The 26,060-nt window shown below is 67.9% G+C and carries 22 protein-coding genes and 1 tRNA gene; 7 read left to right on the forward strand and 16 right to left on the reverse strand.

Annotated elements, in window-relative coordinates; all coding sequences use genetic code 11:
- The first annotated feature begins 18 nt into the window (after positions 1–18).
- Together pabB and BLU38_RS13430 are read left to right on the forward strand one after the other, a co-directional pair.
- Positions 19–1,878 carry an aminodeoxychorismate synthase component I gene (gene pabB / locus BLU38_RS13425; protein WP_197680108.1) on the forward strand — a complete coding sequence of 620 codons (1,860 nt, stop codon included), beginning with the start codon at positions 19–21 and terminating at the stop codon, positions 1,876–1,878.
- A gap of 69 nt (positions 1,879–1,947) precedes the next feature.
- Complete coding sequence (locus BLU38_RS13430; RefSeq protein ID WP_231920328.1) at positions 1,948–3,000, forward strand: alanine racemase; 1,053 nt, start codon at positions 1,948–1,950, stop codon at positions 2,998–3,000.
- A gap of 9 nt (positions 3,001–3,009) precedes the next feature.
- Here the strand turns inward: BLU38_RS13430 and BLU38_RS13435 are convergent, their stop codons facing one another.
- The 7 genes from BLU38_RS13435 to BLU38_RS13465 form a co-directional block, all read right to left on the reverse strand.
- Positions 3,010–4,782: a zinc ribbon domain-containing protein gene (locus BLU38_RS13435; protein WP_157683442.1), complete on the reverse strand. Its 1,773-nt coding sequence runs from the start codon at positions 4,780–4,782 to the stop codon at positions 3,010–3,012.
- Between the two features lie 147 nt (positions 4,783–4,929).
- Entirely contained in the window at positions 4,930–5,754 is an 825-nt protein-coding gene (locus BLU38_RS13440) for a tyrosine-protein phosphatase (RefSeq protein ID WP_091525552.1), read from the reverse strand.
- Between the two features lie 33 nt (positions 5,755–5,787).
- A complete protein-coding gene (locus BLU38_RS13445; RefSeq protein WP_091525554.1) occupies positions 5,788–7,041 on the reverse strand; it encodes a mannosyltransferase family protein in 1,254 nt (417 codons plus the stop codon).
- Between the two features lie 10 nt (positions 7,042–7,051).
- Entirely contained in the window at positions 7,052–8,812 is a 1,761-nt protein-coding gene (locus tag BLU38_RS13450) for a glycosyltransferase family 87 protein (RefSeq protein ID WP_157683443.1), read from the reverse strand.
- A 4-nt stretch (positions 8,813–8,816) separates the two neighbouring features.
- Positions 8,817–11,345, reverse strand: a complete 2,529-nt coding sequence (locus BLU38_RS13455) for a transglycosylase domain-containing protein (RefSeq protein WP_091525557.1) — start codon at positions 11,343–11,345, stop codon at positions 8,817–8,819.
- Entirely contained in the window at positions 11,338–11,757 is a 420-nt protein-coding gene (locus BLU38_RS13460; protein WP_091525559.1) for a DUF5318 family protein, read from the reverse strand. Before BLU38_RS13460 ends, BLU38_RS13455 begins: the two co-directional genes overlap by 8 nt.
- 481 nt (positions 11,758–12,238) lie before the next feature.
- Complete coding sequence (locus BLU38_RS13465) at positions 12,239–13,345, reverse strand: Gfo/Idh/MocA family protein (RefSeq protein ID WP_197680109.1); 1,107 nt, start codon at positions 13,343–13,345, stop codon at positions 12,239–12,241.
- A 131-nt stretch (positions 13,346–13,476) separates the two neighbouring features.
- Between BLU38_RS13465 and BLU38_RS13470 the strand changes: the two genes are divergently transcribed.
- A tRNA-Ala gene (locus BLU38_RS13470) sits at positions 13,477–13,549 on the forward strand.
- Between the two features lie 72 nt (positions 13,550–13,621).
- Positions 13,622–14,509 carry an alpha/beta fold hydrolase gene (locus BLU38_RS13475; protein WP_091525564.1) on the forward strand — a complete coding sequence of 296 codons (888 nt, stop codon included), beginning with the start codon at positions 13,622–13,624 and terminating at the stop codon, positions 14,507–14,509.
- Positions 14,510–14,533: 24 nt separating this feature from the next.
- On the opposite strand, the gene BLU38_RS13480 is transcribed toward BLU38_RS13475, so the two are convergent.
- The gene (locus BLU38_RS13480; RefSeq protein ID WP_091532394.1) at positions 14,534–15,394 is read right to left on the reverse strand and encodes an alpha/beta fold hydrolase; all 861 of its coding nucleotides are present in this window, start codon (positions 15,392–15,394) and stop codon (positions 14,534–14,536) included.
- Between the two features lie 126 nt (positions 15,395–15,520).
- On the reverse strand, positions 15,521–16,204 hold the full coding sequence (locus tag BLU38_RS13485) for a M15 family metallopeptidase (RefSeq protein WP_231920329.1): 684 nt from the start codon (positions 16,202–16,204) through the stop codon (positions 15,521–15,523).
- Positions 16,205–16,291: 87 nt separating this feature from the next.
- Between BLU38_RS13485 and BLU38_RS13490 the strand changes: the two genes are divergently transcribed.
- Positions 16,292–16,996 carry a response regulator transcription factor gene (locus BLU38_RS13490; protein ID WP_091525566.1) on the forward strand — a complete coding sequence of 235 codons (705 nt, stop codon included), beginning with the start codon at positions 16,292–16,294 and terminating at the stop codon, positions 16,994–16,996.
- A 26-nt stretch (positions 16,997–17,022) separates the two neighbouring features.
- The gene (locus BLU38_RS13495; protein ID WP_269458176.1) at positions 17,023–18,159 is read left to right on the forward strand and encodes a sensor histidine kinase; all 1,137 of its coding nucleotides are present in this window, start codon (positions 17,023–17,025) and stop codon (positions 18,157–18,159) included.
- A 36-nt stretch (positions 18,160–18,195) separates the two neighbouring features.
- Here the strand turns inward: BLU38_RS13495 and BLU38_RS13500 are convergent, their stop codons facing one another.
- The 4 genes from BLU38_RS13500 to BLU38_RS13515 are packed head-to-tail and all read right to left on the reverse strand — an operon-like array spanning position 18,196 to position 22,018.
- Positions 18,196–19,305 (reverse strand): UDP-N-acetylglucosamine--N-acetylmuramyl-(pentapeptide) pyrophosphoryl-undecaprenol N-acetylglucosamine transferase, encoded by a 1,110-nt coding sequence (locus BLU38_RS13500; protein WP_091525570.1) that lies wholly within the window; start codon positions 19,303–19,305, stop codon positions 18,196–18,198.
- A 35-nt stretch (positions 19,306–19,340) separates the two neighbouring features.
- Complete coding sequence (vanX, locus tag BLU38_RS13505; RefSeq protein ID WP_091525571.1) at positions 19,341–19,949, reverse strand: D-Ala-D-Ala dipeptidase VanX; 609 nt, start codon at positions 19,947–19,949, stop codon at positions 19,341–19,343.
- Entirely contained in the window at positions 19,939–20,991 is a 1,053-nt protein-coding gene (gene vanA / locus BLU38_RS13510; protein ID WP_091525573.1) for a D-alanine--(R)-lactate ligase, read from the reverse strand. Before vanA ends, vanX begins: the two co-directional genes overlap by 11 nt.
- The gene (locus BLU38_RS13515) at positions 20,984–22,018 is read right to left on the reverse strand and encodes an NAD(P)-dependent oxidoreductase (protein ID WP_091525574.1); all 1,035 of its coding nucleotides are present in this window, start codon (positions 22,016–22,018) and stop codon (positions 20,984–20,986) included. Before BLU38_RS13515 ends, vanA begins: the two co-directional genes overlap by 8 nt.
- 88 nt (positions 22,019–22,106) lie before the next feature.
- Here BLU38_RS13515 and BLU38_RS13520 point away from each other — a divergent pair, with 88 nt between their 5' ends.
- Positions 22,107–23,486, forward strand: a complete 1,380-nt coding sequence (locus BLU38_RS13520) for a UDP-N-acetylmuramoyl-tripeptide--D-alanyl-D-alanine ligase (RefSeq protein ID WP_091525576.1) — start codon at positions 22,107–22,109, stop codon at positions 23,484–23,486.
- Here BLU38_RS13520 and BLU38_RS13525 read toward each other — a convergent pair.
- From BLU38_RS13525 to BLU38_RS13535, 3 genes are all read right to left on the reverse strand, one after another.
- A complete protein-coding gene (locus BLU38_RS13525; RefSeq protein WP_091525577.1) occupies positions 23,453–23,953 on the reverse strand; it encodes a GNAT family N-acetyltransferase in 501 nt (166 codons plus the stop codon). The two genes, BLU38_RS13520 and BLU38_RS13525, sit on opposite strands and share 34 nt — an antisense overlap.
- A gap of 121 nt (positions 23,954–24,074) precedes the next feature.
- Complete coding sequence (locus BLU38_RS13530; protein ID WP_091525579.1) at positions 24,075–25,352, reverse strand: amidohydrolase; 1,278 nt, start codon at positions 25,350–25,352, stop codon at positions 24,075–24,077.
- Positions 25,353–25,474: 122 nt separating this feature from the next.
- Positions 25,475–25,975 (reverse strand): hypothetical protein, encoded by a 501-nt coding sequence (locus BLU38_RS13535; protein WP_157683444.1) that lies wholly within the window; start codon positions 25,973–25,975, stop codon positions 25,475–25,477.
- Between the last annotated feature and the right edge of the window lie 85 nt (positions 25,976–26,060).

The raw sequence follows: 26,060 nt of genomic DNA on the forward strand, positions 1-26,060 counted from the left end.
CTTGCCACAATGGCGACCGTGGCGCAGATCGGGGACGACCCACGACCATCGGCGACGTCCGCAGCAGTCCGGACGGCACCGCACGACGCGCACCGTCCGGTCGCCCGGTTCGACGATCTCCGGACCGGCACCGCAGTGCAGTTCGACACCGTCGATCGGGACGTCCTGGCCAGGACGCGGGACCAGGTGCTGCCGGCACTGGCCGAGGTCGACGCGGCGGTCCGGGCGGGCAACTGGGCCTTCGGCTACGTCGGCTACGAGGCCGCGTCGGGTCTCGATCCGCGGCTGGTCACCCGCCGTCCGGACCGTACGCCGCTGCTCTGGTTCGGGATCACCTCGCAGCCGCCGACCGGCTCGGAACCGGTGAACCCGGCGTCGCCGGACGACGCGGTCGACGCTGGTCGGGTCGACGGCTGGCAAGTCGAGTGGACCGCGACCGAGCACGCCGAACGCGTCGCCGCGGTCCGGCAGGCGATCGCAGCCGGCGACACCTACCAGTGCAATCTGACCACGCGGCTGGACGGCACCTTCACCGGCGATCCGCTCGGCTACTACCGACAGCTGGCGGCGAGCCAGCACGGCAGCCACCACGCCTACCTGGACACCGGCGACCTGCTGCTGATCAGCGCCAGCCCGGAACTGTTCTTCGCCTGGGCGGACCACCGGCTGGAGGTCAAGCCGATGAAGGGCACCGCGGCCCGAGGTCTGACTCCCGCAGCCGACGCACGGGCCCGTACCGACCTGCTGACCAGTGCCAAGGACCGCGCGGAGAACGTGATGATCGTCGATCTGATCCGCAACGACATCGCCCGGATCGCCCGTCCAGGAACGGTACTGGTCGACCGGTTGGCCGACTGCGAAAAGTACGACACCGTCTGGCAACTGACCTCGACCGTCAGCGGCCAGACCCCGACCGGGACCACGCTGGCCGACGTCTTCACCGCCCTGTTCCCCTGCGGTTCGATCACGGGCGCACCCAAGCAACGCACGATGGAGCTGATCGCCGAGCTCGAAACCTCGCCCCGCGGTGCCTACTGCGGAACGATCGGCTACCTGGAACCGGCCACCGTCCATGATCATCCCCGGGCCCGGTTCAACGTCGCGATCCGTACCGTCGAGATCGACGCTGTCACCGGGCGGGCGTCGTACGGGGTCGGTGGCGGGGTCACGTGGGCCTCGACCGCACCCCAGGAGTACGCCGAACTGCTCGCCAAGGCGGCGGTGCTGCGGGCACCGGCGGCCGACTTCGCACTACTCGAGACGTTCGGGGTCCGGGCCGGCGTGGCGGTCCACCTCGATCAGCATCTCGACCGGATCGAACGCTCAGCGCGCTACTTCGACATCCCGTACGACGCCGCGGCGGTCCGTGCCGAGATCGCCCGCGTGGTCGCAGCCGACCCCCGATCCGATGCTCGGGCCCGGTTGACGCTCGACCGCGACGGCCGGATCTCCTTGACTGTCAGCGATCTGCCGCCGGCAGCACCGCGTCCGGTGCGGCTGGCGATCGACACGGTACCGATCGACATCGGGTCGCGCTGGGTCTATCACAAGACCACGATGCGGCAGGCCATCGACGACGCCCGGCATCGTCACCCCGACGCCGACGACGTCGCACTGATCAACGGAGCCGGTCGGGTCACCGAGACCTTGATCGCCAACCTGGGCGTCCGGATCGGCGGCACCTGGTACACCCCGCCGGTATCCGACGGCTGCCTGCCGGGCATCGGTCGGCGGCTCGAACTGGAAGCCGGCCGGCTCCGCGAGCGGTCGATCATGATCGACGAACTGGTCGACGCCGACGAGATCGTGCTGATCAGTTCGCTCCGTGGACGACGAAAAGCCGTCGTCGCGGCAGGGCCGGGGATACCGGACAAGTAATTATCGTCCGATCAGGATTGCCGCGCAGTGGTTCGTTCGGACCGGACGCCGGGCCGATAGGCTCGACGGGTGACCGGAGTGACACTGCGACTGGACGTTGACCGTTGGCGAGAACATCTGCGGGTGGTGGCCGAATCCACCCCCGGGCTGGTGCCGGTGATCAAGGGGAACGGCTACGGCTACGGGCATGCCAGGCTGGCCGACGAGGCGACCCGACTGTCCGCCGACACGGTGGCGGTCGGGGTGCCGGCCGAGGTCGCGGCGGTCCGTGAGCGGTTCGACGGCAGCATCGTGGTGCTGCAGGCCTGGCGCCCCGGCGACGCGCTTGCCGAGGACCTGGCCGACGACGACGGCGTGATCACCACCGTGTCCCGATTGGAGGACGTCCGGCGGCTGGCCGAGACCGGCAAGCGGACCCGGGTGCTGATCGAGGTGCTCACCTCGATGCGCCGACACGGCATCGCACCGGAGGATCTCACCGCGGCGATCGCGGCGCTGGGAGACCTGCGCTTCGAAGGGTGGACGATCCACCTGCCGCTGCAGCTCGGCGCCGGCTACACCGAGGCCGAACGGCTCGGCCGGGCCGCGGTGGAAGCCCGCCGCGGCACGCTGTGGTATTCACATCTTCCTTCGGAGGAAGCGATCGGACTGAGCCGCCAGCTCGGCGGCCCGAGCGATCCGGTGCCGGTCCGGCTCCGGGTCGGCACCCGGCTGTGGCTCGGCGACCCGGGCAGCCGGGAGTCGACAGCGACCGTGTTGGACGTGCATCAGGTCAAGCGCGGGATGCGGATCGGCTATCGGCAACGAGCCATTCCCAGCGACGGCTGGATCGTCGTGGTCTCCGGCGGGACATCGCACGGGATCGGGCTGGAGGCACCGACACCGGCTGCGTCGCTGCGGCAGCGGGCCATCTCCGCAGCCACCGGCACGCTGGAGGCGGCCGGGCTGGCGCTCAGCCCGTACACGATCGGTGGCCGGAAGCGATGGTTCTGCGAACCGCCGCACATGCAGGCGTCGATGATCTTCCTGCCCCGCTCCCAGCAGCCGCCCGAGGTCGGTCAGGAGGTCCCGGTCGAGCTGCGACTGACCACCGCCACGGTGGACCGGATCGTTGAGGTCTGAGCCGGCCGCTCAGCACAGACTCGGGTCGGCCTCGACCCGGTCGATCAACAGCCGGCCGCCACTGCTGGCGAAGGTGTAGGTCATGTCCCAGCGCGCGCAGGTCGCGTCGGTGTGCCCCTTCGGGCCCTGGCCCGGCAGCGTGATCGAGTTGAAGCTGATCTTGGCGCGGGTGCCGTCCCCGGACCCGGAAACGCTGTGCACCAGGATGTTGTAGTCGTAGGCCGAGCGCCAGCCGCTGACGTAGCTGCTGTAGTTGCCGCTGTTGCTGTGCGGGCCGAGTTGCTCGTAGGCCTTGCGGTAGTCGCCGGAGTTGATCCCGCCGAAATAGTCCTGCAGTACGGCCTCGACAGCCTTGGTCGGTTTGCCACCGATGACGGTCACGTCGGGGCCCTTGGGGTCGTTGCAGTTGGTCGACGGCAGCGAGTCCTTGCTCTTGGCGGCGGCCCTGATCGCGCTGCCGGGAACGATCATCGCCTTCGACGACCCGGAGCCGGCGAAGATCATTCCGTTGGCCTTGCCGTCGTCGGTCAGCGTCGGTCCACCGGCCCACCCGTCGTCGGCGTCCAGACTCGTCGAGGCCAGCCCGGAGACCGTGTCGTGGCCGACCTTCGCGCTTTCCGACGTCGCGGTGATCTTGGTCGTCTGCAGCCCGGGTCGCGATCCGGTGGACTTGACGCCGAGCAGCCCGACCGGGTCCTTGGCCTTCGGTGCGGTGCTGTCCAGATCGAAGACGTGGCCGTCGACCGAACGGTCCAGCTTCAACACCACGACGCCATGCTCGGTGTCGGCCGACGCGACCTCGGCCGGCACCGATTCCGATCCGTTGAACACCGCGACGGTCTGGGCCCCGGCCAACGAGGCGTAGGAGGCGACCGCGGTGTCGTCGTCGACCAGGAAGGCCGATCCGACCCGGGTGCCGTCGTTGCCGCAGCCGGTCGCGATCACCTTGAGGACGCCGTCCTTGACCTTGCCGGCGACCTTGTCGTAGTCCGGCGGCGGTGTCGGGGTGGGGGTGGGTTTGGCGCTGGAGGGGCGGGCCGTCGGCTTGCCCGCGGTCGAACTGGCCGAGGCCTTCGCCGACGGGGACTGCCCCGGTCCGGCGACCGGACCGGTGCCGGGCCCGAAGAAACGCAGCAGCACCACGATCGCCACGGCGATCAGCAGCACACCGCCGCCGATGCCCGCGATCATCAGCAGCAACCGGTTGCGGCCCGGTCCGGACGCACCGGCGGCGGCGCCCCCGGCGGGCGGCGGCGTCGGCGGTCCGCCGGCATTGGAGCGGATCTCGGTGTAGCCCGGTCCGCCCGCGCCCCCGGCCGCGCCGTAACCATCGGCTGCGCCGTAGCCGCCGGCAGCCCCGTACCCTCCGGCAGCCCCGTACCCTCCGGCGCCTCCGTAGCCCGCGGCGTTCTGGTTGCCGGAGCCGTAGTCGGCGCCGGTCCCGTACGCTCCCGAGCCGTAGCCGCCCGCGGGATAGGTCGGGTCGGGTGCGGAACCGCCCGAACCGGCGCCGGGGTCGGCTGAACCAGCGCTGCCCGGCCCGGCCGAGCCCGCACTGCCCGGGCCGTAGGCTCCCGCGCCGTAACCGCCGCCGGCTGCTGCTCCGTAGCCGCCGGCGGAAGGGTCCTGGCCCGGCGCGTCCTGACCTCCGGCGGAGCCCGATCCGGCACCCGGCGTCCCGTCCGCGGGCGCGCTCGACGGCGCCCAGCCGCAGTAGTAGCAGGACGTGGAGCTCGGAGCGTTCGGCGCCCCGCAGCGCGGGCAGATCAGCTGTTCCGGCACGGCTCCCATCATTCTTCGTCGGCGGTACGCACACAATTCGCCCACCCGCCATCAGGCCCGGCGGTGGGTGGTGCTCCTCGACGAAGGGTACTGAACAATCCGTTCAGTTGTGCGGTCCCGGGCGTGCCCGGTCAGCGCAGCGGGTGATCAACCGCGCAGCTTGGCCCGGATCTTCGCGGTGTCCTGATCGGTCCAGCCCATGGTGGCCAGCAGCTTGTGTACCGAGCCGTACTCACGGTCGATGTAGTCGCAGAACATCTCCATCGTCTCCGGCCGGGTGGTCTGCGCCGAGGCCGGCCGGGACAGCACGTTGTCCCGGTAGGTGTCGGAGGCGGCGAGCTTGGCGATGATCTTGTCGATCCGTTCCCCGGAGCGGGCGTAGTCCTCGATCACCAGTCGACGATCGACCTCGCAGAGCAGCAGCGCCAACGCGACGATGGTGCCGGTCCGGTCCTTGCCGGCGGCGCAGTGCACCAGCGCCGCCCCGTCGGCGTCGGCGATCGACCGCAGCGCCGCGACAACCGAGTCCGGCCGGTCGACCAGATAGGACAGATAGAACGACGCCGACTCGTCCTCGACCTCGACGGTGGGCTTGATGATCTCGGTCCACGGCAGTGCCTGGGCCGTGATCTCCTCCGCGCTCAGGGTCGCGTTGATCTGCTCGGTGAGCTCGGTCTCGGTCTCGGCGTCTGTCAGGTTCTCCTTGAACATGGAGAAGTGATGGATGGTGACGCCGGGCTCGCGGGTCAACGGTCCCGGGCCCTCCTGCTCGACCTCGAGATCGCTGCGCAGGTCGACGACATCGGTGATCCCCCGGTCCAACAGTGCGGCCACGTCGGACTCGGTCAGCGTCTGCAGATTGTCCGAACGGAGCAGCTGTCCGTCGGCGATCACCGCGCCATCGGTCGTCGGCGTACCGCCGAGGTCGCGGATGTTGACCAAGCCATCGAGTTCGATCCAGTTCGCCGTCACGTGGCCAGTGTAGGGATCGTTACGGCTCGATGGTCAGGAGGCCCAGTAGCCGCAGAAATACAGCCAGCTCCAGACGATCATCGCGGCCACGCCGAGCACGCTGCCGATGATCACCGTCACCCGATGCAGGACCGCGGCGGCACGGTTCTCCGGCCGCCAGCTGCCGTACCGGGCGATCATGATCATCAACGGGAACCAGAGCAACACCGCCCGGTTGACCGACATGTACCAGTAGGACAGCGAGAACGCCAGCACCTGCACCGCGACCCAACTGGCCTCGGCCCACAGCTTCCGGGTCAGGCACCAGATGGTGACCAGGACGCCGACGGCCATCGACACCATCTCGGCCCGGAAGATCCACGCCCAGTAGGGCCGATCGGCGTAGGCGCCGGGTTGGACGGCGGCCCAGGTGTTGAGGAAGGACTGCACCGGTGAGGTGTAGCCGCGATACCAGCCCTGGACCTGGGCGTCGTACCACGCCGTCCAGCTGCCGGTGAGGCCATAGAGGTAGGCCGAGTAGCCGACCAGCACCGCGGCCGGGATGATCAACAACGCCATCCGTTGCAGCCTGGTCAGCCAGCTGACCCGACGGGCGGTGATGATCATCACGAACAGGGCACCGATCAGGAACAGCCCGGAAACGCGGACGCTGCAGGCAGCGCCGGCGAGCAACGCCGCGACGAACCAACGGTCGGACCGGGCGCGTTCCCAGGCCCAGAAGGCGAAGGCACAGAACAGTGCCTCGGTGTAGGGAACGGTGGTGAAGACCGCCGTCGGGACGAACAGCCAGACCACCGCCGCCCAGGGCCCACCCAGTCGGGCGACGGCGATCGCCGCCGCCATCGAGGCGATCGCCGCGATGATCACCCCGGTGATCTGGGTCGGTAGACCGACCAACAGGCCGACTCGGAGCAGCAGCGGCAGCCCGGGGAAGAACGCCGTCAGCCGCCACTGCGGATCGTAGGAGTAGCCGAACCGGGCCAACTCGCCGAAATGGACGGCGTCCCAGTTGTTCGTCATCGCCATCAGGTCGCGGTTGGTGAGTACCGCCAGCAGCAAGGCGATCAGCGCGATCAGGCCACGGCTGGCCAGCCAGGCCTGGACCACGGTGCGGCCACCCCGCGGGTCGAGTCGATGCGGCGTCAGACCGGGCGGCGCTGCCCACCATCGCCGCAGCAGTCCGCCCCGTCGTTCGAGCGCGCCGGCAGCCGTCACCGGAGCGGCGACGGTGGTCTGGTCCGAGCCGGCGGGGCTGTGTCCGACCGCCTCGGTGGTGCGCGGGGTCATCGCAGCGAACCTACCGAGGACCGGTGGCACCGGCCGTCAGCCACCCCCGCAGCCGGACCACCCACGGTGCATCCGGCGCGCCGGTCAGCTCACCTTCCGCGGGCCCGTCCGGGACCGGCCCGTAGGCCACCGTCACCGGCCCGTACACCACCGGTCTCCCAGCGCCCTCAGCCTGTCGACGGGAGCCCTGAGCCTGTCGAAGGGCTGGGGCCGAGCCTGCCTCCGCGGACTCGCCGGGAGGTCCTTCGTCAGGCTCAGGACCTGTTGGTCCCGAGACCCGTCCTTCGTCAGACTCAGGACCCTTGGGTTGCGGTCGCGGCTGGTCGACAGTCTGGGATTCGTCGGGTGCGCCGAAGTGGGCCGGTTCGGAGGTGGACGGCTGCGTACGGCGGAGTGGGTCACGACGGTCGGGGTCGAGGATGTCGCGGATGATCATGATGCCGACCCAGACCTCGCAGCCGATCCGGACGACGACGGCCAGCCAGTAGAGCCGGTCGGGACCGCCGTCGGCCGGGCCGAGGGTCTGGTCCAGGTGTCCCCAGATGGCCAGGAAGTAGACCAGCTCGCCGATGGTGAAGATCCACCACTCCCGCCAGCGCGGCCGGGCCAGGATCATCAACGGCAGCAGCCAGAGCACGTACTGCGGCGAGTAGACCTTGTTGGTGATCAGGAACGCCGCGATCACCAGGTAGCCGACCTGGGCGAATCGCGGCCGTCGTGGGGCGCTGATGATCAACCAGCCGATACCGGCACAGAGCAGCAGCAGGACGACGGTGTTCACCACGTTGAGATGCGGCACCTCATGGCCGGCCAGTGACAGCACGTACCAGATCGATCCCAGGTCGCCGCCACGATCGGAGTTGAACGTCCAGAACGCCAGCCACTGGTCCGGCGCCAAGATCATCACCGGCAGGTTGGGCACCAGCCAGGCGATCGAGAACCCGACCATCAGTCGGCCGAACTCGCGCATCCGCCCGGATCGCAGACAGAGCAGGAACAGCGGCCCGAGCAGCAACAACGGATACAGCTTGGCCGCCATCCCGAGCCCGAACATCACCCCGGCGAGGCCGGGCTTGCGGCGGGCCCAGAACATGAAGCCGAGCGCGGTCAGTGCCACCGGCAGCATGTCCCAGTTGATGAAGCCGGTCAACATCACACACGGCGAGACGGCCAGCATCATCGCGTCCCACACCCGCGAGCGTCCTGAGCTCGTCGAAGGACTGGTACGGGACCCTTCGACGGACTCAGTGATCGTGGGGACATAGGTACGAGCCGTGGCCCAGACGGCGAGCAGGAAGAGCGCGCCGAGGACGACGACGTTGACCTCGAAGAACAGCCGGGACGCGTCGATCGCCTGCTGCTCGTCCAGGCCGGGACCGACCGGGGCGCCGAGCAGCGCGGTGATCCGGCGCTGCAATTCGAGCAGCCAGCCGGTCAGCACCGGGTATTCGAGGGTCTGATAGTTGCCGTGATCCAGGTACGGAATGTTGCCGTCGGCCAGCCCACGTCCCGTGTACAGCAAGGGAATGTCGGAGTAGCAGAGCCGCCGGTAGCTGTTCGGGTAGTGGCCGGCGGTGAGCACCTGACAGGGCAGCTTCTGGACCGCGCCGATGATCCAGGCGACCGTCGCGGTCAGGAGTGCGATCCGGGTCGGGGTCAGCCAACCGATCATGGAGGCGCCGGCATGGCGGCCGAGGGGTCCGCCGATCCTCCTGCTGATCAGCGCGACAAAGCCCTCGTCGCGTTCCCGGGCGGCGGTGCCGGACGGCATTCGATCAGTTGCTTCCGGTGCTACTGCTCGTCTTCGTCGTGTCGGTCGACGTGCTGTCCGACCCGGAGGTGGTCGAGTCCGACGTGGTCGAATCGGATTTCGTGGAGTCGGACTTCTTCTTGTCGCCGGAGCCCGATCCGTCGGACGTCTTCTTGTCACCGGACGATCCGTCGCCGGACTTGGTGTCGTCGGATGTGGTGTCGTCGGTCCTGCCGGAGTCGGAGCTCTTCTTGTCCGATCCGCCGGAATCAGAGCTCTTGTTGTCGGACTGGCCCTTGTCGTCGTTCGACTTGTCATCGCTCGACTTGTCCGATGACTTGTCGTCGTTCGACTTGTCCGACGACTTGTCCTCGGTCTTGTCGGACTTCTTGTCCTGCTTCTGGGTCTTCTTTTCCGGCTTGTCGTTGTTGTCGGAGTTGTCCGTGCCGGAGGTCTGCTTCGGCGGCGCGGACTTCTTGATCACCGGCGGCGGGAACTTGTCCCGGTTGACGTAGGCGGGCTGCCGGAAGTCCCTGATCTTCTGGCCTTCGGTCGCCTTCTCCATGTAGTCGACCCAGGTCTGCAGCGGGTAGCTGGAGCCGAAGAAGGTCGGGTCGTAGGGCCGCTTGTACTTGTCCAGATTCTCGGTGCCACCGTCGCCGGCGACGTACATCACCGAGGTCGCGATCTGCTTGGTGTAGCCGGTGAACCAGGCCGACGTGATCTTGTCGTCGACCCCCTGGGTGCCGGTCTTGCCGGCAACCGGGCGACCCAACGACTGCGCCGCCGAACCGGTGCCGTCCTTCACCACGCCCTGCAGCGCATAGCTGACGTCTGCCGACACGTCCTTGGAGATCGCCCGATGGGTCTTCGGCTCGGCCTTGTAGACGATCTTGCCGTTGTTGTCCTTGATCTCGGCGATCACGTGATTCTGCACGTACTCACCGTTGTTGGCGAAGGTGGCGTACGCGTTAGCCATGTTGACCGGGCTGACCTGGGCGCTGCCGATTGCAACCCGGTTGTTGACGTCCCAGTCCTGGGCGCCCTTCTCCTTGATCGCGCCGAGCTTCTGGGCGATGTCGACGACCTTCTGCGGTCCGTCTCCGGGCAGCTGGGTGTCCAGATCGACGAAGGCGGTGTTGATCGACTCCGCGGTCGCCTTCAGCAGCGACACCTGGCCGTATTGGGTGGAGAACTCGTTGCGGATCGGCACACCGTCGCCGGGCGGGGTGAAGGTGTTGCCGTTGAACTGGGAGTAGAGACTGAAGCCGTTCTCCAGACCGGCGGCCAGTGCGAACGGCTTGAAGGTGGACGCCGTCGCCCGCGGTGTGGTCGCCCAGTTCCGGGAGTTCTCGATGTAGTCCGGGCCGCCGTACATCGCCAGCACCGCGCCGGTGTTCACGTCCACCGAAGCGATCGCCGCGTGCAACTTGGAGGCCTTGTGTCCGGACAGCTCGGCGGCCTCCTTGGTGTTGGACTCAGCGGCCTTGACCGCGGCCTTCTGAGCCTTCTCGTCGAAGGTGGTGGTGATCTTGTAACCGCCGCCACGGACCTTGGCCTGATCGATCGGCAACGTGGCCAGCTCGGCCTCGGCGGCCTTCATCAGGAAGCCCTTGGAGCCGCCGTACTTGTCGCTGATCTTGATCTTGGGCAGCGTCGGCAGCTTCTTGACGTCCTTGGTGTATTCGGCCTGGGAGATGAAGCCGGAGTGCCGCATCGAGCCGAGCACGTAGCGGTAGCGATTCAGCAGCGGCTCGGTGTCACCACCGTTGGCGTCCGGGTCGAGGTAGGCCGGATTGTTCAGCACAGCGGCCAGTACCGCGGACTGCGGGATGGTCAGATCCTTGGCGTCGATGTCGAAGTAGGCCTTGCTGGCCGCCTGGATCCCGTACGCGCCGCGACCGAAGTAGATCGTGTTCAGGTAGCCGGTGAGGATCTCCTGCTTGCTCATCTTCTCCGAGAGCTTGCGGGAGAGCAGCACCTCCTTGAACTTCCGGGTGATCGTCTGATCCTGGGACAGGTACATGATCTTGATGTACTGCTGGGTGATCGTCGAACCACCCTGCAGATCGCCGCCGCGGGCGATGTTCACCGCAGCCCGGATCATGCCCTGCACCGAGTAACCGGGGTCGGTCCAGAAGGTGTTGTTCTCCGCGGCGACGGTGGCGTTCTTGATCGAGGTCGGCATCTCGTCGTAGCGGATCGACTGCCTGTTCTGCACCTCGATGTCGCCGAGCTTGGTCTTGCCGTCGTCGTAGTAGATGTTGCTGGTGTTGGTGGTGAAGGCGGCGTTCGGATCGGGCAGCTTGAGGTTCTGGTAGGAGATCACCACGAACGCCGCCGAGGCCAGCCCGCCGACCACGATCAGGGTCAGCAGGGTGAGCGCGATCCGGCGGATCACCCGGCCGGGGGTCAGCTTCTTCTTCCCCTTCTTCCCGCCCTTGGGGGCGCGGGTAGCAGCAGAAGCGCCCTTCGCGTCGGTCTTGCGCCGGGCGGAGGGCGTGCGGGATTTGCTGGAGGCGCTTGTGCGTGGCCCCCGGGGACGTTCAGCCATAGATGTCCTCGACGGTCTGCTGCCGGCGCGGCGGCTTCCGCTTGACGCCGTCACCGAGCAGGTAGGAGGTGATCATGTGATTCCAGCCGCAATCGGGGCAGACCTCGACCACGACGACCTTGAACTCGCCGAACCGGCCCTGCATCTCGTCCAGCTCGGAGAGTCGCTTGATCCGGCCGGAGTACTGGCCGAGCTGATCGCCGAAGGTGTAGTGCAGATGGACCATGTCGTCCTTGCTGCAGATCGGGCAGCTGTCATCGGTCGGCTCACCGTGGTGCTTGGCCGCCCGGATCAGCATCGGGTCCGCGTCACAAGCGTCAGCGGACGCGAGATTACGCACCGGCTGCCGCATCGCCTGAAGTGTTGAGCGACGCTGCAGCGCATAATCGATGACCTCCCGCTGCGACCACATGGGCATAAGGGTACGACTCCGACAACCCCCAGCTAAAGCTTTGCGCCCGCTGTGCCGCGTCGGACGGGCCTTTCCTGAGACCGTCGGCGGCTCGGCCGGGCGGCACACGTCCTGCGGTCGGGACCGGCAGCGGCCGTCGGGCGGTGAAATCCGGACACTCGGCCGAATCTCGGCCCGCACACCCCAATCCAGCCACGAATACCGGACACTCGGCCACATCTCAGCCGAACCGAACCCACCCGACCGCGGCGAGAGCAGCGAGCGGCGGCGACGCGAAAACCGGACAGTCGGCCGATTTTCGACAGTCCGCCGCCAGGACGGCACCGGACCCGTGCCGCCGCTGTTTCACGGCCAAATCTTGCCCACTTCTCATCTCACCCCCGCCCCGCCACTTCCGATGCCGCGCACTTTTGCGGGCCCCGCGCACGCTGGAGCCCGCGCGACGACGTCAAAAGTGCGCGGGAAGTGTGGTCGGGGCGGGTCAGCGGGCCCAGGGCTCGGCGTCGGTACGGACCTCGGTGCCGGTCCGGACGGACTCCTTGATCGCCAGTGCGATCAGTTGGTCCTGCGCGGCCGAAGCCAGCGGGTAGGGCGGCTCGGCGTTGTCACGGACCCAATGCCCGGTGCGTTCCATCACGGTCCCGACCGCGATGTCCTCCTCCGACAGGCAGGCGCCGTAGTACGGGTTGCGGTAGAGCACCTGAGCGCCGTCACCGATCTGATAGAGATCGGGCGCCTCGAAATCCAGGTACTCCCCGGTCCGCAGCCGGCGCAGGTCGGACTCCAACGGGGTCTTCGGGCCCGCCAGCCGGGTCAGATGGTCGTCGACCAACTCGCCGTGGGTGCCGCGGACCACCATCCGGTTGGCCCGGACCGGGTTGCGGACCTGGTTGTCGGTGTAGTCGTAGAGGCCGACCCGGTCGCCGAAGTCCAGGGTCGCCACCGTCGTGCTCCGGTCGACGACCTTCAGGTCCTCGGCCCAGCCGGCCCGGGTCTGCGGATCGACCACCGGCAGGGTGAACGTCCGTGCCGAGACCGTCGCCGGCTCGAAGCCGATGCCGAGCATCTGCCGCAGCAGCGCGACCGCGTGGTACCACTGCGTCGAGGAGACCTCTGCCCAGGTGACCCGACCGAGCACGTCGGTGTCCAGCAACGCCCGCCGGGCCGCGTTGCCCGGTGCGAACGGATACTGCTCGGCGACCTGCACCAAGCCGCTACCGCCGACCGTGCTCCACAACGACCGCAGGCTCTCGACGTCCTTGGCCGGCGGCGTCTCGGCCAGCACCGGCACCTCCCGACCGACCAGGTCGGCGATCACGTCCGGGGTCACCGAGATCGGTGTCGAGGTGATCATGAAGTCCACCGGATGCCGTTCCAGGAAGGTGCCCAGATCGGTGTACGCCGGCACCTGCCAATTCTCCAGGATCTCGTCGGCCCGTGCCTCGGTCCGGGTGACGACGCCCTCGCAGGTGAACCGGTCCGGCAGCCGCTCGGCGATCCGGACGAACGCGCCTGTCCGGTAGCCGCTCCCGATCACCCCGAACCGGATCGGTCCGTGCTTGTGCGGGTGTGTCGTCAGGTCGTTCACCACAGCTCCTCGGCTCCTCGGCTGAGCATGCACTTTGCTGCCCATCCTTCCAGTGCCGTAAGCTGAGTCGTCGACCTGGTAGGGTCCTGAGCTCGTCGAAGGACCGAGCGTGGATCACCCACCACGTCCGAGGGGCTATGGCGCAATTGGTAGCGCACCTGCTTTGCAAGCAGGGGGTTAGGGGTTCGAGTCCCCTTAGCTCCACCTCATGGGGGAAGCCTTCTGGCTCGGGCCTTCAGCCGGTGTCGGCTTGGCCGCACACGCTAACGTCTCGGCATGGACGCCCGTACGCGCCTTGTCCCTCCTGGGTCCGCCGAGACCTTCGTCGCGTCCGGCGGCGGTGTGTTCCGCGTACTGCGTGGGGAGTCAGAAGGATCCGGAACACCGATTCTGTTGGTGCATGGCGGTGGCTCGGACAACGCGGCCATCTCCTGGTACCGACTGATCGCGGAATTCGCGCGCGGCCGGCGGGTGATCGCACCTGACCTTCCCGGTTTCGGGTACACCGCTCATGTTCGGTTAGCGCGCTCGGCGGCCGGCATGGCCGATCAACTCGCCGAGTTGCTCGATCGACTTCAGATCGATCGCGTGATCGTCTGTGGCGTGTCGATGGGTGGCGAGGTCGTACTGCAGTTCGCGTTACGCCATCCGGAGCGGGTCGAGGCCGTGGTGGCGATCGCGGCGGGCGGCTTGATCGAGCAGTGGCGCGGCCCGCTGGCCCATCGGCTGGCCTGGATCGGGACGCTGATCCCCGATCCGGCGCTGATCCCGATGACAGCGCTGGCCAACCGGTTCGTCCGGTCCATGATCAACACCATGGTGCGAGACCCGAGCACTCTGCCCGATGTGGTGGTCGAGGAGTTCGCCGCCGAGGCTCGGCGGCCACGATCGGGTTACGCCTATTCGCTCTACACCCGTGCGAGTATCGATCGCCGGAGGATGACGAACAATCTGCTCCCGAGGATCCATGAGATCGCGGCGCCGACCTTGCTGTTCCACGGCGCCGACGACCCGCTGGTCGACCCGTCCGGGTCGAAGACCGCCGCCCGGCTGATGCCGCATGCCCGGCTGGACCTGGTGCCGGACTGCGGCCACTGGGCCCAGCTCGAACACCATGATCGTTTCCTTCGAACGGTGACCGAGTTCCTGGTCGCCCCGCCCTGACGTGAGACTCCTTGTCGTCGGCTCCTAACCAACGACCTCCCGCAGCTTGTCGGCGAACGCTGCCGGGTTGTTGTTCGGCGCCCACTCGTTGGCGACGAAGCCGCCATGATCACCGGGAAACTCGACCGGCGTCGTACCGAGCAGCTTGGCGAGTGCCTCGCCGCCGCGACGGGGCATGCCGGCTCCGCTGGTGGCCCCGACGGCCGGAACGATCCGGACACCGGATGCTTGCAGGGCGACGATGTCGGGCGTGTACGGCGGCATCGCCATGTTGTGCCCGAGTAGTGCGTCGTCGCGGTTGCCGTCGTCGTCGGTGGGCAGTCCGAACCGCGCCGGGTCGGGTGCGGGCTGCTCGAGGTAGTCGGCGGTGAAGATGCCCTGATGGCTGACCAGCTGCAGGAACTTCGCCATCGCCGGACCGAAGCCGTGCTGCTGATAGGTGTTCACGATGTCGGTATTGATCTTCGCGATCACGTCGCCGTCCTCCAGCAGCGTGGCCAGCGGAGGTTCGTGGGCGACCAGGGTGCGGATCTCGTCGCCGTGGGCGATCACCCAGGGCAGCGAGGCCGAGGCGCCGCCACTCGATCCGAAGGCGTCGACCGGTCCGAGCCCGGTGGCTTCGACCACCCGGTGAAGATCATCAGCGTGGGTCTCGACGCTCAGCTCGCCGCCGTCGGTCAGCCGGCTGCGTTCGGCGATCCGCGGATCGTAGGTGATCACCACCCGGTCGTCGAAGTGCTCGACCAGCTGCGCAAAGCCGGAGGCACCCATCGGGGAACCGAAGACGAACAGCGGCGGATGATCACCGGGCCGATCCGGCCGGTGGATGTCGTAGACCAGGGCCGCACCGGGTACCTGCAATGTCTCGGTCGTGATTTTGGTCATCGTGCCGTCCTCACACATCGCTGTCGGGTCGCCGACCCGATCGGGTCGTCTCCTCGATCCTGCCGCAGATCGGCGAGCAGCGAGAGCCGTTTCGACGCACGAATCGCGCCGATGGTGCCCCCAGGTCTACTTCTGCATCCGCGGATCCTGCGACGGGTCGGCGTACATCGCCGGACAACCCTGCTCGACGGCCTCGGGTCGCAGTTCGTAGTGCCACGGTTCGTTGCGGTAGATCTGGCACAGGCCGTACGCCGCGCCGTGCTCGGCCAGCCACGGGGTGGCATCGACCGGACCGAGGTCGATCGCCTTCCCCGCCACGTGCGGCGAGGTGTCCGCGGTCGCAACCCAGCGGGCCGCCTCCTCCGCGGAGCCGTACTTCGCGATCGCCTCCTGCAGGAGATGATCTTGGTACGCCGGCGACCGCCAGCCGCTGTTGACGACGAACTCGACCCCGTCGGTTCGGGCAGCGGAGGCGGCCCGACGCAGCGCCGCCAGCAGGTCGGGATCGAGGTTGGCCACCGCCGGGATCGCATCGTCGAACACCGTCGCTCCGGCCGGTACGGAGCCACCCTCCACGCCGAGCGGACCGCGATGATCGGCGCCGGCATCGGCCCGGGACGGCCGCACCTGCTCGCGACCGTCGGTCAAGGATTGGTCGAGCGTCAGGGAGGCCGGCCGGGGACGGGTCGTCGACGCCGTGCTCACCCAGGACTGCAGCCCCAGGGCCGCGACGAGCGCGCCGGTGATCATAGCGGCGGCGATCAGGAACGAGCTGCGCCGACGTGCTGAGACATGTTGCTGATTCGTCATGGAGCCAGTCAATGGAAGTCGCGGTTGCCAGCCCGTATCCGATTTTCGGTATGCCGACGATATGTGCCGCCCCGTAGCATCGTCAGCATGCGTGTGTTGGTCGTGGAAGATGAGCCCTACATGGCCGAGGCCGTCCGGGACGGGCTGCGGCTGGAGGCGATCGCGGCCGACATCGCCGGCGACGGGGACACCGCGCTGGAGATGCTGAGCATCAACGACTACGACATCGCGGTGCTCGACCGCGACATCCCGGGCCCGTCGGGCGACGAGATCGCCCGCAGCATCGTCGCCTCCGGCAGTGGGATGCCGATCCTGATGCTGACCGCCGCCGACCGGCTCAACGACAAAGCCTCCGGCTTCGAGCTCGGCGCCGACGACTACCTCACCAAACCGTTCGCGCTGCAGGAGCTCGTCCTGCGGCTCCGGGCGCTGGACCGACGACGCGCGCACAACCGCCCGCCCGTCCGGGAGATCGCCGGGTTGCGCGTCGACCCGTTCCGCCGCGAGGTGTATCGGGACGGCAAGTACATCGCGCTGACCCGCAAACAGTTCGCCGTCCTGGAGGTGCTGGTCGCCGCCGAGGGCGGTGTGATCAGCGCCGAGGAACTGCTCGAACGGGCCTGGGACGAAAACGCCGACCCGTTCACCAACGCCGTCCGGATCACGGTGTCGGCGCTGCGCAAGCGGCTCGGGGAGCCGGGCATCATCGGCACCGTCGCCGGCGTCGGCTACCGGATCGAGGCCGACCCCGTACGAGATAAGGCCGTACGAGATGAGGCCGAACGCCGATGAGGTCGGGGGTGCGTAGACCACGTGGGATGAGCGTTCGGTCCAAGCTCACCCTCAGCTACGCCGGCTTCCTGATGGTTGCCGGCTTCCTGCTGCTGTCGGTGGTGTTGGTGTTCCTGCTGCGCTACGTGCCCGCGGAGATCAACACACCGGTCAGCCGCCGGGAGTTTCCCGGCGGTGTTGAGATCGGGCCGCCATTCATCCCCAACCGCTACGACCTGTGGCGTGCCTTCTGGCCGAAGGCCGGCATCGCGATGGGCGTGCTGCTGGTGTTCGGGCTGATCGGTGGCTGGATCCTGGCCGGCCGGATGCTCGCCCCGATGAACCGGATCAAGCACGCCACCCGACTCGCCGCGGAAGGTTCGCTGGCGCATCGGATCCAGCTGGAGGGGCATCGCGACGAATTCCGTGATCTTGCCGACGCCTTCGACGTGATGCTCGCCCGGTTGGAGGCCCATGATGTCGAACAGCAACGGTTTGCGGCCAATGCGTCGCACGAACTCCGGACACCGTTGGCGATCACCCAGACCCTGCTCGATGTCGCCCGCAACGATCCGGGGCACGACCCTGCCGAGCTGGTCGACCGGCTGCATCTGGTCAACGACCGGGCGATCGAGCTGACCGAGGCGTTGCTGCTGCTCAGCCGCGCCAACCAGGGAGCGTTCACCCGCGAACCCGTCGACCTGTCGTTGATCGCCGAGGAAGCGACCGAGACGTTGCTGCCGCTGGCCGAGAAGCACCAGGTCAGCATCGAGACCACCGGCGACGTCGCACCGACCACCGGCTCCCACGCCTTGCTGCTGCAGCTGACCACCAACCTGGTGCAGAACGCGATCCTGCACAACGTTGCTGATCATGGAACGGTGTGGGTCAACACCGTCGCCGATGCCGGCGCCGTGGTGCTGACCGTGCAGAACACCGGCGAACAGCTCACCCCGCAACTGGTGTCCACTCTCACCGAACCGTTCCAGCGTGGCACCCAGCGGATCCGGACCGATCATGCCGGTGTCGGACTCGGGCTGGCGATCGTGAAGAGCATCACCCAGGCCCACGCCGGCAGCCTGGACCTGACCCCACGTCCCGACGGCGGGCTGCGGGTGACGGTCTGGCTGCCCGCGACTCCCGGCGGCGATGATCATCAGGGGACGCGGACCGCGCTCGGTTGACCGACGCTGCGCGCGATGTGTCAGCCGGCCTCGCCGTCAATCCGCTTTCGATATCGAGTGCCCGACAGCCCTGAGGACGTGCCGGGCCAGGACCTTGCCCGCGTCCGGCGAACCCGCAGCGGAGGCGTGGGCGGACATCGCCGCGATCCGTTCCGGTGAGGACAGCACCGGGATCAGAGCGCTTTCGACCCAGGCGGCATCAAGATCGGCGTCGTCGATGATCAGCGCTCCACCGGCGGCGACCACCGGCTCGGCGTTCAACCGCTGCTCGCCGCCACGCAACGGCAGCGGGACGAACGCCGCCGGCAGTCCGACGGCAGCCAGCTCGGCGCAGGTCATCGCACCCGAACGACAGATCACCAGATCGGCCGCCGCGTAAGCGTGATGCATCTCCTCGACATAGCCGACCACGACGTACGGCGGATCGGTGACGTCACGCTGCGGTGGGTCGATGCTGTTCTCCGGACCGGTGATGTGCAGCACCTGGATGCCGGCCGTTCGCAGCGCCTCGGCCGCATTGGACACCGCGGTGTTGATCGACCGGGCTCCTTGCGAGCCTCCGGTGACCATCAGGGCCGGGCCGTCGGGGCGCAGCCCGTACCGTTCCCGAGCGGCGGCACGCACGGCAGCGCGGTCCAGGCCGGTGATCGCCGGCCGGAGCGGGATCCCGATCGGCGTCGCATGCGGCAGCCAGGCATTCGGCGCGGCAGTGTAGACATGCTTGGTGATCCGGGTCGCCATCTTGTTGGCCACCCCCGGCAGTGCGTTGGCCTCGTGCACGAAGATCGGCAACCGACGACGGCGGGCAGCCAGGTAGGCCGGGGCGGCGACATAGCCGCCGAACCCGACCACCGCTTCGGCCCGTACGGCGTCCAGCACGCCCCCCACGGCACGAACCGCGGCGCGGAGCCGGCCCGGGGTCCGCAGCAGTTCGCGATCCAGCTTGCGGGACAACGGCACCGGCGGGATCAGCTCCAGCGGGTAACCGCGGGCCGGGATCAGCGTGGTGTCCAGCCCGCGTACGGTGCCCAGGGCGGTGACCTCGGCCGCCGGGTCAAGTTCGCGCAGGGCGTCGGCGAAGTTGATCATGGGTTCGATGTGGCCGGCGGAATGCCCGCCGGCCACCACAACACGGGGCCCGGTCACGCCATCTCCTGTCCTCGTCATGGGCGTGTATCCAATCAGTTGATCGGGAAGTCGAAGTAGGTGTCGGGGTACGGCTCGCGTTGCAAGGTGTAGTGCCACCACTCGCAGTCGTAGGACCGGAAGCCGCAGCTTTCCATGATCACGCGAAGCTGCCGGCGGCCGTTCGCCTGCTGTCGGCCGATCCCCTGCGCCTCGTGGTGTGCGGTCGGATCCATGAAGTCGTGGCCGCTGCCCATCGAGACCAGTTCCCCGGTGTCCAGGTGGAACAGCGTCAGATCGACCGTGCTGCCGCGACTGTGTCCGGACTTCGTCGCCACATAGCCCTGGGCGACCATCTCGGCCCTGTCGATGTTGGGGTAGTGCCGGGTCTTGGTCCGGCCGTCCTCGGCCTGTTCGGACCAGTGCAGGAAACGGTCGACTGCCCGTTGTGGACGATAGCCGTCCCAGAGCAGCAGTCCGTAGCCCAACGAGGCGGCGTCCTCCCGCGCCCATTCCAATGCGGCGCACAGCGCCCTGGTGCCGACGATCCGGTTGACGCCGTAGCCGTCGACCGGCCGGCCGGTGAAGTTGTCCCAGGTGGCGTACTTGGCGTCCCAGCGGATGCCGGCGACGAAATCGTCGACGAAGACGAAGTCATCCTTCATCGTGCCGGACCTCGCCCTGATCAGCCGCCAACGCCAGTGCGATCGTCCGATCGATGATGTCGCCCAGCGACAGTCCGGCGGCCGCCATCATCCGCGGATAGCGGCTGTAACTGGTCAGTCCGGGCAGCGTGTTCACCTCGTTGAGGATGATCGATCCGTCGGCGGTGAGGAACATATCGACCCGGGCCAGTCCACGACAACCGAGCGCGCGATAGATCGCCTGCGCGGTCCGCTGGACCAGTGCCCGGGTCCGCGGTGCGATGTCGGCTGGCACGATCGGCGTGGAGTTCTCCGACCCGATCTCCGGAGCGTCCTCCTGATGGATCCGGAAGAAGCCGTGGGACAAGGCGATCCGGTCGACCTCGCCCACGATCAGGTCGGTGCCGTTGCCGAGCACGGCGCAACCGACCTCGCTGCCGATCACGGCCGCCTCGATCAGCACCGTGCAGTCGTACTGTCGGGCCGTCTTCACCGCGGTCGACAACTCCTCGGGGTGGCTGACCTTGCTGACGCCGAAGGACGATCCCGATCGGGCCGGCTTGACGAACACCGGATAGTCCAAGCGCTCGGGATCGGGATCCTCGCCGGCGGCCAGCACCCGGAAATCCGGCGTCGCGATGCCCGCACTGCGCACCACGGTGTAGGCCAACGACTTGTCCATGCACAAAGCAGAGCTCTGGATACCGCAACCTACATAGGGAATCCCAGCGATCTCCAGCAGTCCCTGGATCGCTCCGTCCTCCCCCAGCTTGCCGTGCAGCACCGGTAACACGACATCCAGCCTGACCGACCGGTAGCGGCCCCGCTCCAAGATCACCAGACCGTGAACGCCTCGGTCGGGCGACAGCGTCACGGTGCTGCCAGGCTGTTGATCGTCCGGTCCGTCGCACAGCCGCCAGCCGCCGTCGGTGCCGATCTTGATGAAGAACGGCTGGTATCGGGTGCTGTCCAGCTGCGCGGCGACCTCGCGCGCCGACTTGACCGAGATGGCGTGTTCCTCGGACACGCCTCCAAAAATGATCCCGAGCTTCAATCTAGCCATGATGTGGTCCGCCTCCGAAGTTCCTGCAGTTGATCAAGGTGTGTTCGACGATGTCGTCAAGGGCGTGGTCGGTGTAGTACGCGGAGTGCGGACTGATCAGCACGTTCGGCATCCCCTGCAGCCGCCGGAGCGCAGCGCCGCGCGGCGGCCTGTCGCGGCAGTCGGTGTAGAAGACGCCGCCTTCCTCCTCGACGACATCGAGGGCGGCGCCGGCCAGCCGACCATCGCGCAGACGGTCGAGCAGGGCGGCGGAGTCGATCAGTGCCCCGCGGCCGGTGTTGACGACGATAGCCCCGGGCTTCGTCCGGGCCAGGCGTCGCCGATCGAGCAGGTGGTGGGTCTGCGCCGTCAGCGGTGTGTGCAGGGTGATGACGTCACTGCGCTGCAGGAGTTGATCAAGGCCGGGTTGCTCGTGGCCACTCGGATGGTTGTCGTGGACGAGGATCCGGCAACCGAAGCCGCGCAGCCGGTCGATCACCGCGGATCCGATCCGACCGGCACCGATCACGCCGACCGTCAGATCTCGTAGCTCCCGTCCCCGCGTGGCGCCGAGTCGGTAGTCGAAGGCATCGGTGCGACGAATCATCGACTTCGCGTGCCGGATTGCCATCAAGATCAGCATCAGGGTGTAGTCGGCGACGCTGTCCGGTGAGTAGGTCACATTCTGCACGGTGATCCCGAGCTCGGCCGCGTCGTCGACGTCGATGTGGTTGTAGCCGATGCTCCGGGTGGAGATGTATCGCACACCAGCGTTGCGGAAACACCGCAGGGTGCGGCTGTCGATCGTGGTCTTGTGCCCGATGCTGACGCAACGGCTGCCGATCGCCAGGTCACTGGTGGCCTCCGACGGCGCGACCGCGGTGATCACCGGCAGCACGCCGAAGCGGGGCGCCGCCGCCCGGAACCGTGCCGCCTCCTCGGGGTCGCAGCCGTAGATCGTGACCGCGATCGTCGACGTCGCCCGGGCCGGCGTCACCGGCGGTCGGGCCCGGCGGCTCACCGTCAGTTCTGGTTGGCTGAAGCTCATGCCGAGCAGTCAACAGTGCGTGATGTTGCCAGCAGGTATGGCGATTTCGATACGCCGACGATAGGCCCGATCGTCTTCACTGCCGATCATGACTCTTCCCCTCACCGTCGGCGAGATCGCCGCCGTCGTCGACGGCTCGACGGTCGGCGATCCGGCGGTTGTGGTGTCCGCTCCGGCGGTCCTGGACGGTCGGCAGGCCCGCCCGGGCGGCCTGTTCGTGGCGTTCGTCGGCGACCGCGTCGACGGCCACGACTACTCCGATCAAGCCGGTCGAGCCGGCGCCGTCGCGGTGCTCGGTTCGCGGCCGACCGCACTGCCGACCGTCGTCGTTGCCGACACCGAGGCGGCGTTGCAGAGGTTGGCCGCGCACGTTGTCGGCCGACTCCGCGGCGGCTTGACGGTCGCCGCACTGACCGGGTCCCAGGGCAAGACCAGCACCAAGGACCTGCTGGCGGCCGTGCTGTCCGGCAGTGCGCCCACGACGGCGACGATCGGATCGCTGAACAACGAACTCGGAGTGCCGTTGACGATGCTGCGCGCCGACGCGTCGACCCGCTACCTGGTCCTCGAGTTGGGTGCCCGCCGGGTCGGTGACATCGCCCATCTCACCGACCTGGTGGCACCCGACGTGGGTGTCGTCCTCAACGTCGGCCAGGCCCACCTGGGAGGCTTCGGGTCACGGGCCGCGATCGCCCGGGCCAAGGGTGAACTGGTGCAGGGACTGGCCCCACGAGGAACGGCGGTGCTCAATGCCGACGACCCGCGGGTGATCGCGATGCGAGCCTTGACCGACGGGGCGGTGCTGACCTTCGGCCGAGCCGACCATGCTGACGTCCGGATCGCGGACCTGGTGCTGGATCGGCTGGGTCGACCGTCGTTCAGGCTGTCGGCCGACGGCACGTCGGTGCCGGTGACGCTACCGCTTGTCGGCGCCCATCAGGCACATAACGCCGCAGCGGCCGCAGCGGCCGGGCTGGCTGTCGGCGTACCGCTGGTCGAGGCGGCAGCGGCACTGTCCACCGCGACGGTGTCGAAGTGGCGGCTCGAGCTCCGTGATCTTGGTGGTGGCGTGACGTTGCTGAACGATTCGTTCAATTCCAATCCCGACTCGGCGCGGGCAGCGGTGGACGCGCTCGCCACCCTCGACGGCCGACGACGGATCGCCGTGCTCGGCGAGATGCTCGAGCTCGGCGCCGACAGCGACACCGAACACCGGGCGGTCGGCGCGTACGCAGCCGCACGGGCCGACCTGGTGGTGACGGTCGGCAACAGCCGGCCGATCGCCGACGGCGCCGGTCCGCAAGCCGTCAGGCTGGCGGACAACGCGGCCGCCATCGATTGGCTGCGACGCACGGTCACCGCCGGCGACGTCGTCCTGATCAAGGCCTCCCGGGAGGCACACCTGGAGGAGGTCGCCGCAGCCCTGGAGCAGGATCATGTCGTTGATCGGGACGCGGTCCGTCCGTGATCTTGGTGCTCGGCGACGGCGATGTCACGCACAAAACGAGATGATGTCCCGGCCTGGTCGAGGTAGCCGCGCCGCACGTAGAACTTGTGTGCGGCCGTCCGGTGATCGGCGCTGGTGACCTCCATCCGAACACATCCCCGTTCGCCGGCGAAGGACTCCGCGGCGGCAACGAGTTGGCTTCCGATCCCGCGGCCGCGGGCACGATCGGCCACCACCAGAGCGACGATCCGACCCCAGCAGCCGTCTCGTTCGAGGAAGGGACCGACATGGACGGCGATCACCCCGAGCAGATCACCGGCATCGATCGCCACCAGGACGGAGCTCGCCGGGTCGTCGGCCCAGTGCCGCAACCGTTGCTCGGTTGCCTGCCGATCGTCCTGTCGATAGCCGAGCTGCTCCAGGAGTTCGCTGACCGCGTCGATGTCGGCACGATCCGCGGCCCTGATCGAGGCGACGCTTCCACTCATACGACAAGTCGAGCAGCCACGATGTTGCCGGAGTGTATGCATTTGCCTGGGGCAGCGGACTGTCGTGCCTGATCAACGTGTCGCTCATGATCAACAGGACTGCCTCAAGGTCCGGCGATGATCAACGATCCGTGCCCAGCCAGGCGAGGGTCGCGATCACCAGCGCTTGTGTGCCGACGTCGCAGGTGGGTTGGATGACCGGCGCAAAGCTCGGCGAGTGGTTCACCGGGATGTCCTGATCCACCCGGCCAGACTGCACCGCCGTCCGGTAGTCCTCCGGATCGATGCAGCCGACACCCCAATAGCTGTAGGGGATGTCGAACGCGTCGGGGAGATCGCTGAAGTCCTCGCTCGCGGTCTGCTGATCGAGATCACCGGCGCTGTCGCCGAAGAAGTCGGCGAACGCGGCGGCCACCCGTTCGGTGGTCTCGGCGTCGTTATCGGTCAGCGGGAACCGGTCGAACAACTCGAAGTCGGGGTCTCGCGGGCAGTCCGAGGCCTGACATTCGGCGATCACGATCCGACGGATCGCATCCAGCACCTTGGCCCGGGTACGTTCGCTGTAGGTACGCAGGTTGAGCTGCAGCACCGCCTGGTCGGCGATCACGTTGCTCTTGGTCCCGTCCTGGATGCTGCCGACGGTGAGCACCGCTGTCTCGGCCGGTGACGTCTCACGGGAGATGACGGTCTGCAGCCGGACGATGATCATCGCGGCCAACACCACCGGATCGACGGTGGCCTGGGGCATCGAGCCGTGACCGCCCCGACCGTGCAGTGTGATCCGCATGCTGTCCGCTGCCGACAACGCCGGGCCGGTCCGGGTCGCGATCTGCCCGGCAGGGAACGGCAGCACATGTTGGGCGAAGGCGACGTCAGGTTGCGGGATGATCGACGCCAGCCGGTCCTCGATCATCGCGCTCGCACCGTCCCCGGTCTCCTCGGCCGGCTGGAACACCGCGACCACGGTGCCGGCCCAGCTGTCCCGGCCGTCGGCCAGCAGCGCGGCGGCGCCGAGCAGACAGGTGACGTGCATGTCGTGGCCGCAGCCGTGCGCAACCGGCTGCTCGGTCGCGGGCTCGGCGTTCTCGTCGGACGAATCGGCGTCACCGGTCACGGTGCTCGCGTACGGCAGTCCGGTCTCCTCCCGCATCGGCAGCGCATCCATGTCGGCGCGCAGCAGGACGACCGGCCCGTCGCCGTTGGCGAGCAGCCCGACCACCCCGGTGCCACCGACGTTGCGGTGCACCTGCCAGCCGAGGTCCGCCAGCCTGTCGGCCACCTTCCCTGCCGTGCGCTGTTCGGCATGGGAGAGTTCCGGGTGCTGATGGAGGTCTCGGTAGAAGTCCGCCTGCCATTCCCGCACCCGATCCAAGCCCGACAGAACCGATGACTGCGCCATGATCGTCTCCTCCCGCGATGACGGCCGGACGGCCCGGATGCCGAGTATCCATCACAACGGGCCTACGGGTGAGGAGTTGGAGTCCGCAGGGACGGCGTCGCGGCACGACGTCGTTCACCGTCTCACGGGTGGGTGTACTGGATGATCGTCTTGCTCAGCGTGAATGAGTTGTAGGGAGTCAGATTGATATCCACCCAGTTGCCGGCTCCGATCCCATCATGCCGGCCCCCGCCGTTGTAGCCGGTGTTGATCTGGAGGTCCTCGCTGAAGAAGTTGCCGTAGTCCTCGTTGTAGCCGCCGTTGTTGAAGAATCGGTAGTAGCCGAACGCGTTGTGCAAGTTGACCCAGTAGTGGCCCTCCTTCCAGTACGCCCAGTGTCTGACCGGGACATTCCCGTGCCATCCGGAGTTTCGCGGATACACGCAGACCTGATGGGGCGGACAGCCGTGCTGCCAGGTCGGGTAATACCAACCCGGGGGTGTGCCGGACGGCTGCGCGGTGCGGCTGTCGGCGTGAGCGATTGTCGGCCAGACAGCTCCGATCAGGATCATGACGAACGCCGCCAGCGCGGTCGCAGACCGACGCAAGGTACCCGGTCGATTCGGAGTGGATGTGGTAGGCATGTTGATCAGTTTCGAAGGGACGGGGGTCGCCAACGGTACGTTTCGGCGCTCACCGAATCCGCGTCAAGCCGGAGAATCAGGATCA

Origin of the sequence: Microlunatus soli, from assembly GCF_900105385.1 — a bacterium.
Taxonomy (GTDB): Bacteria; Actinomycetota; Actinomycetes; order Propionibacteriales; family Propionibacteriaceae; genus Microlunatus; species Microlunatus soli.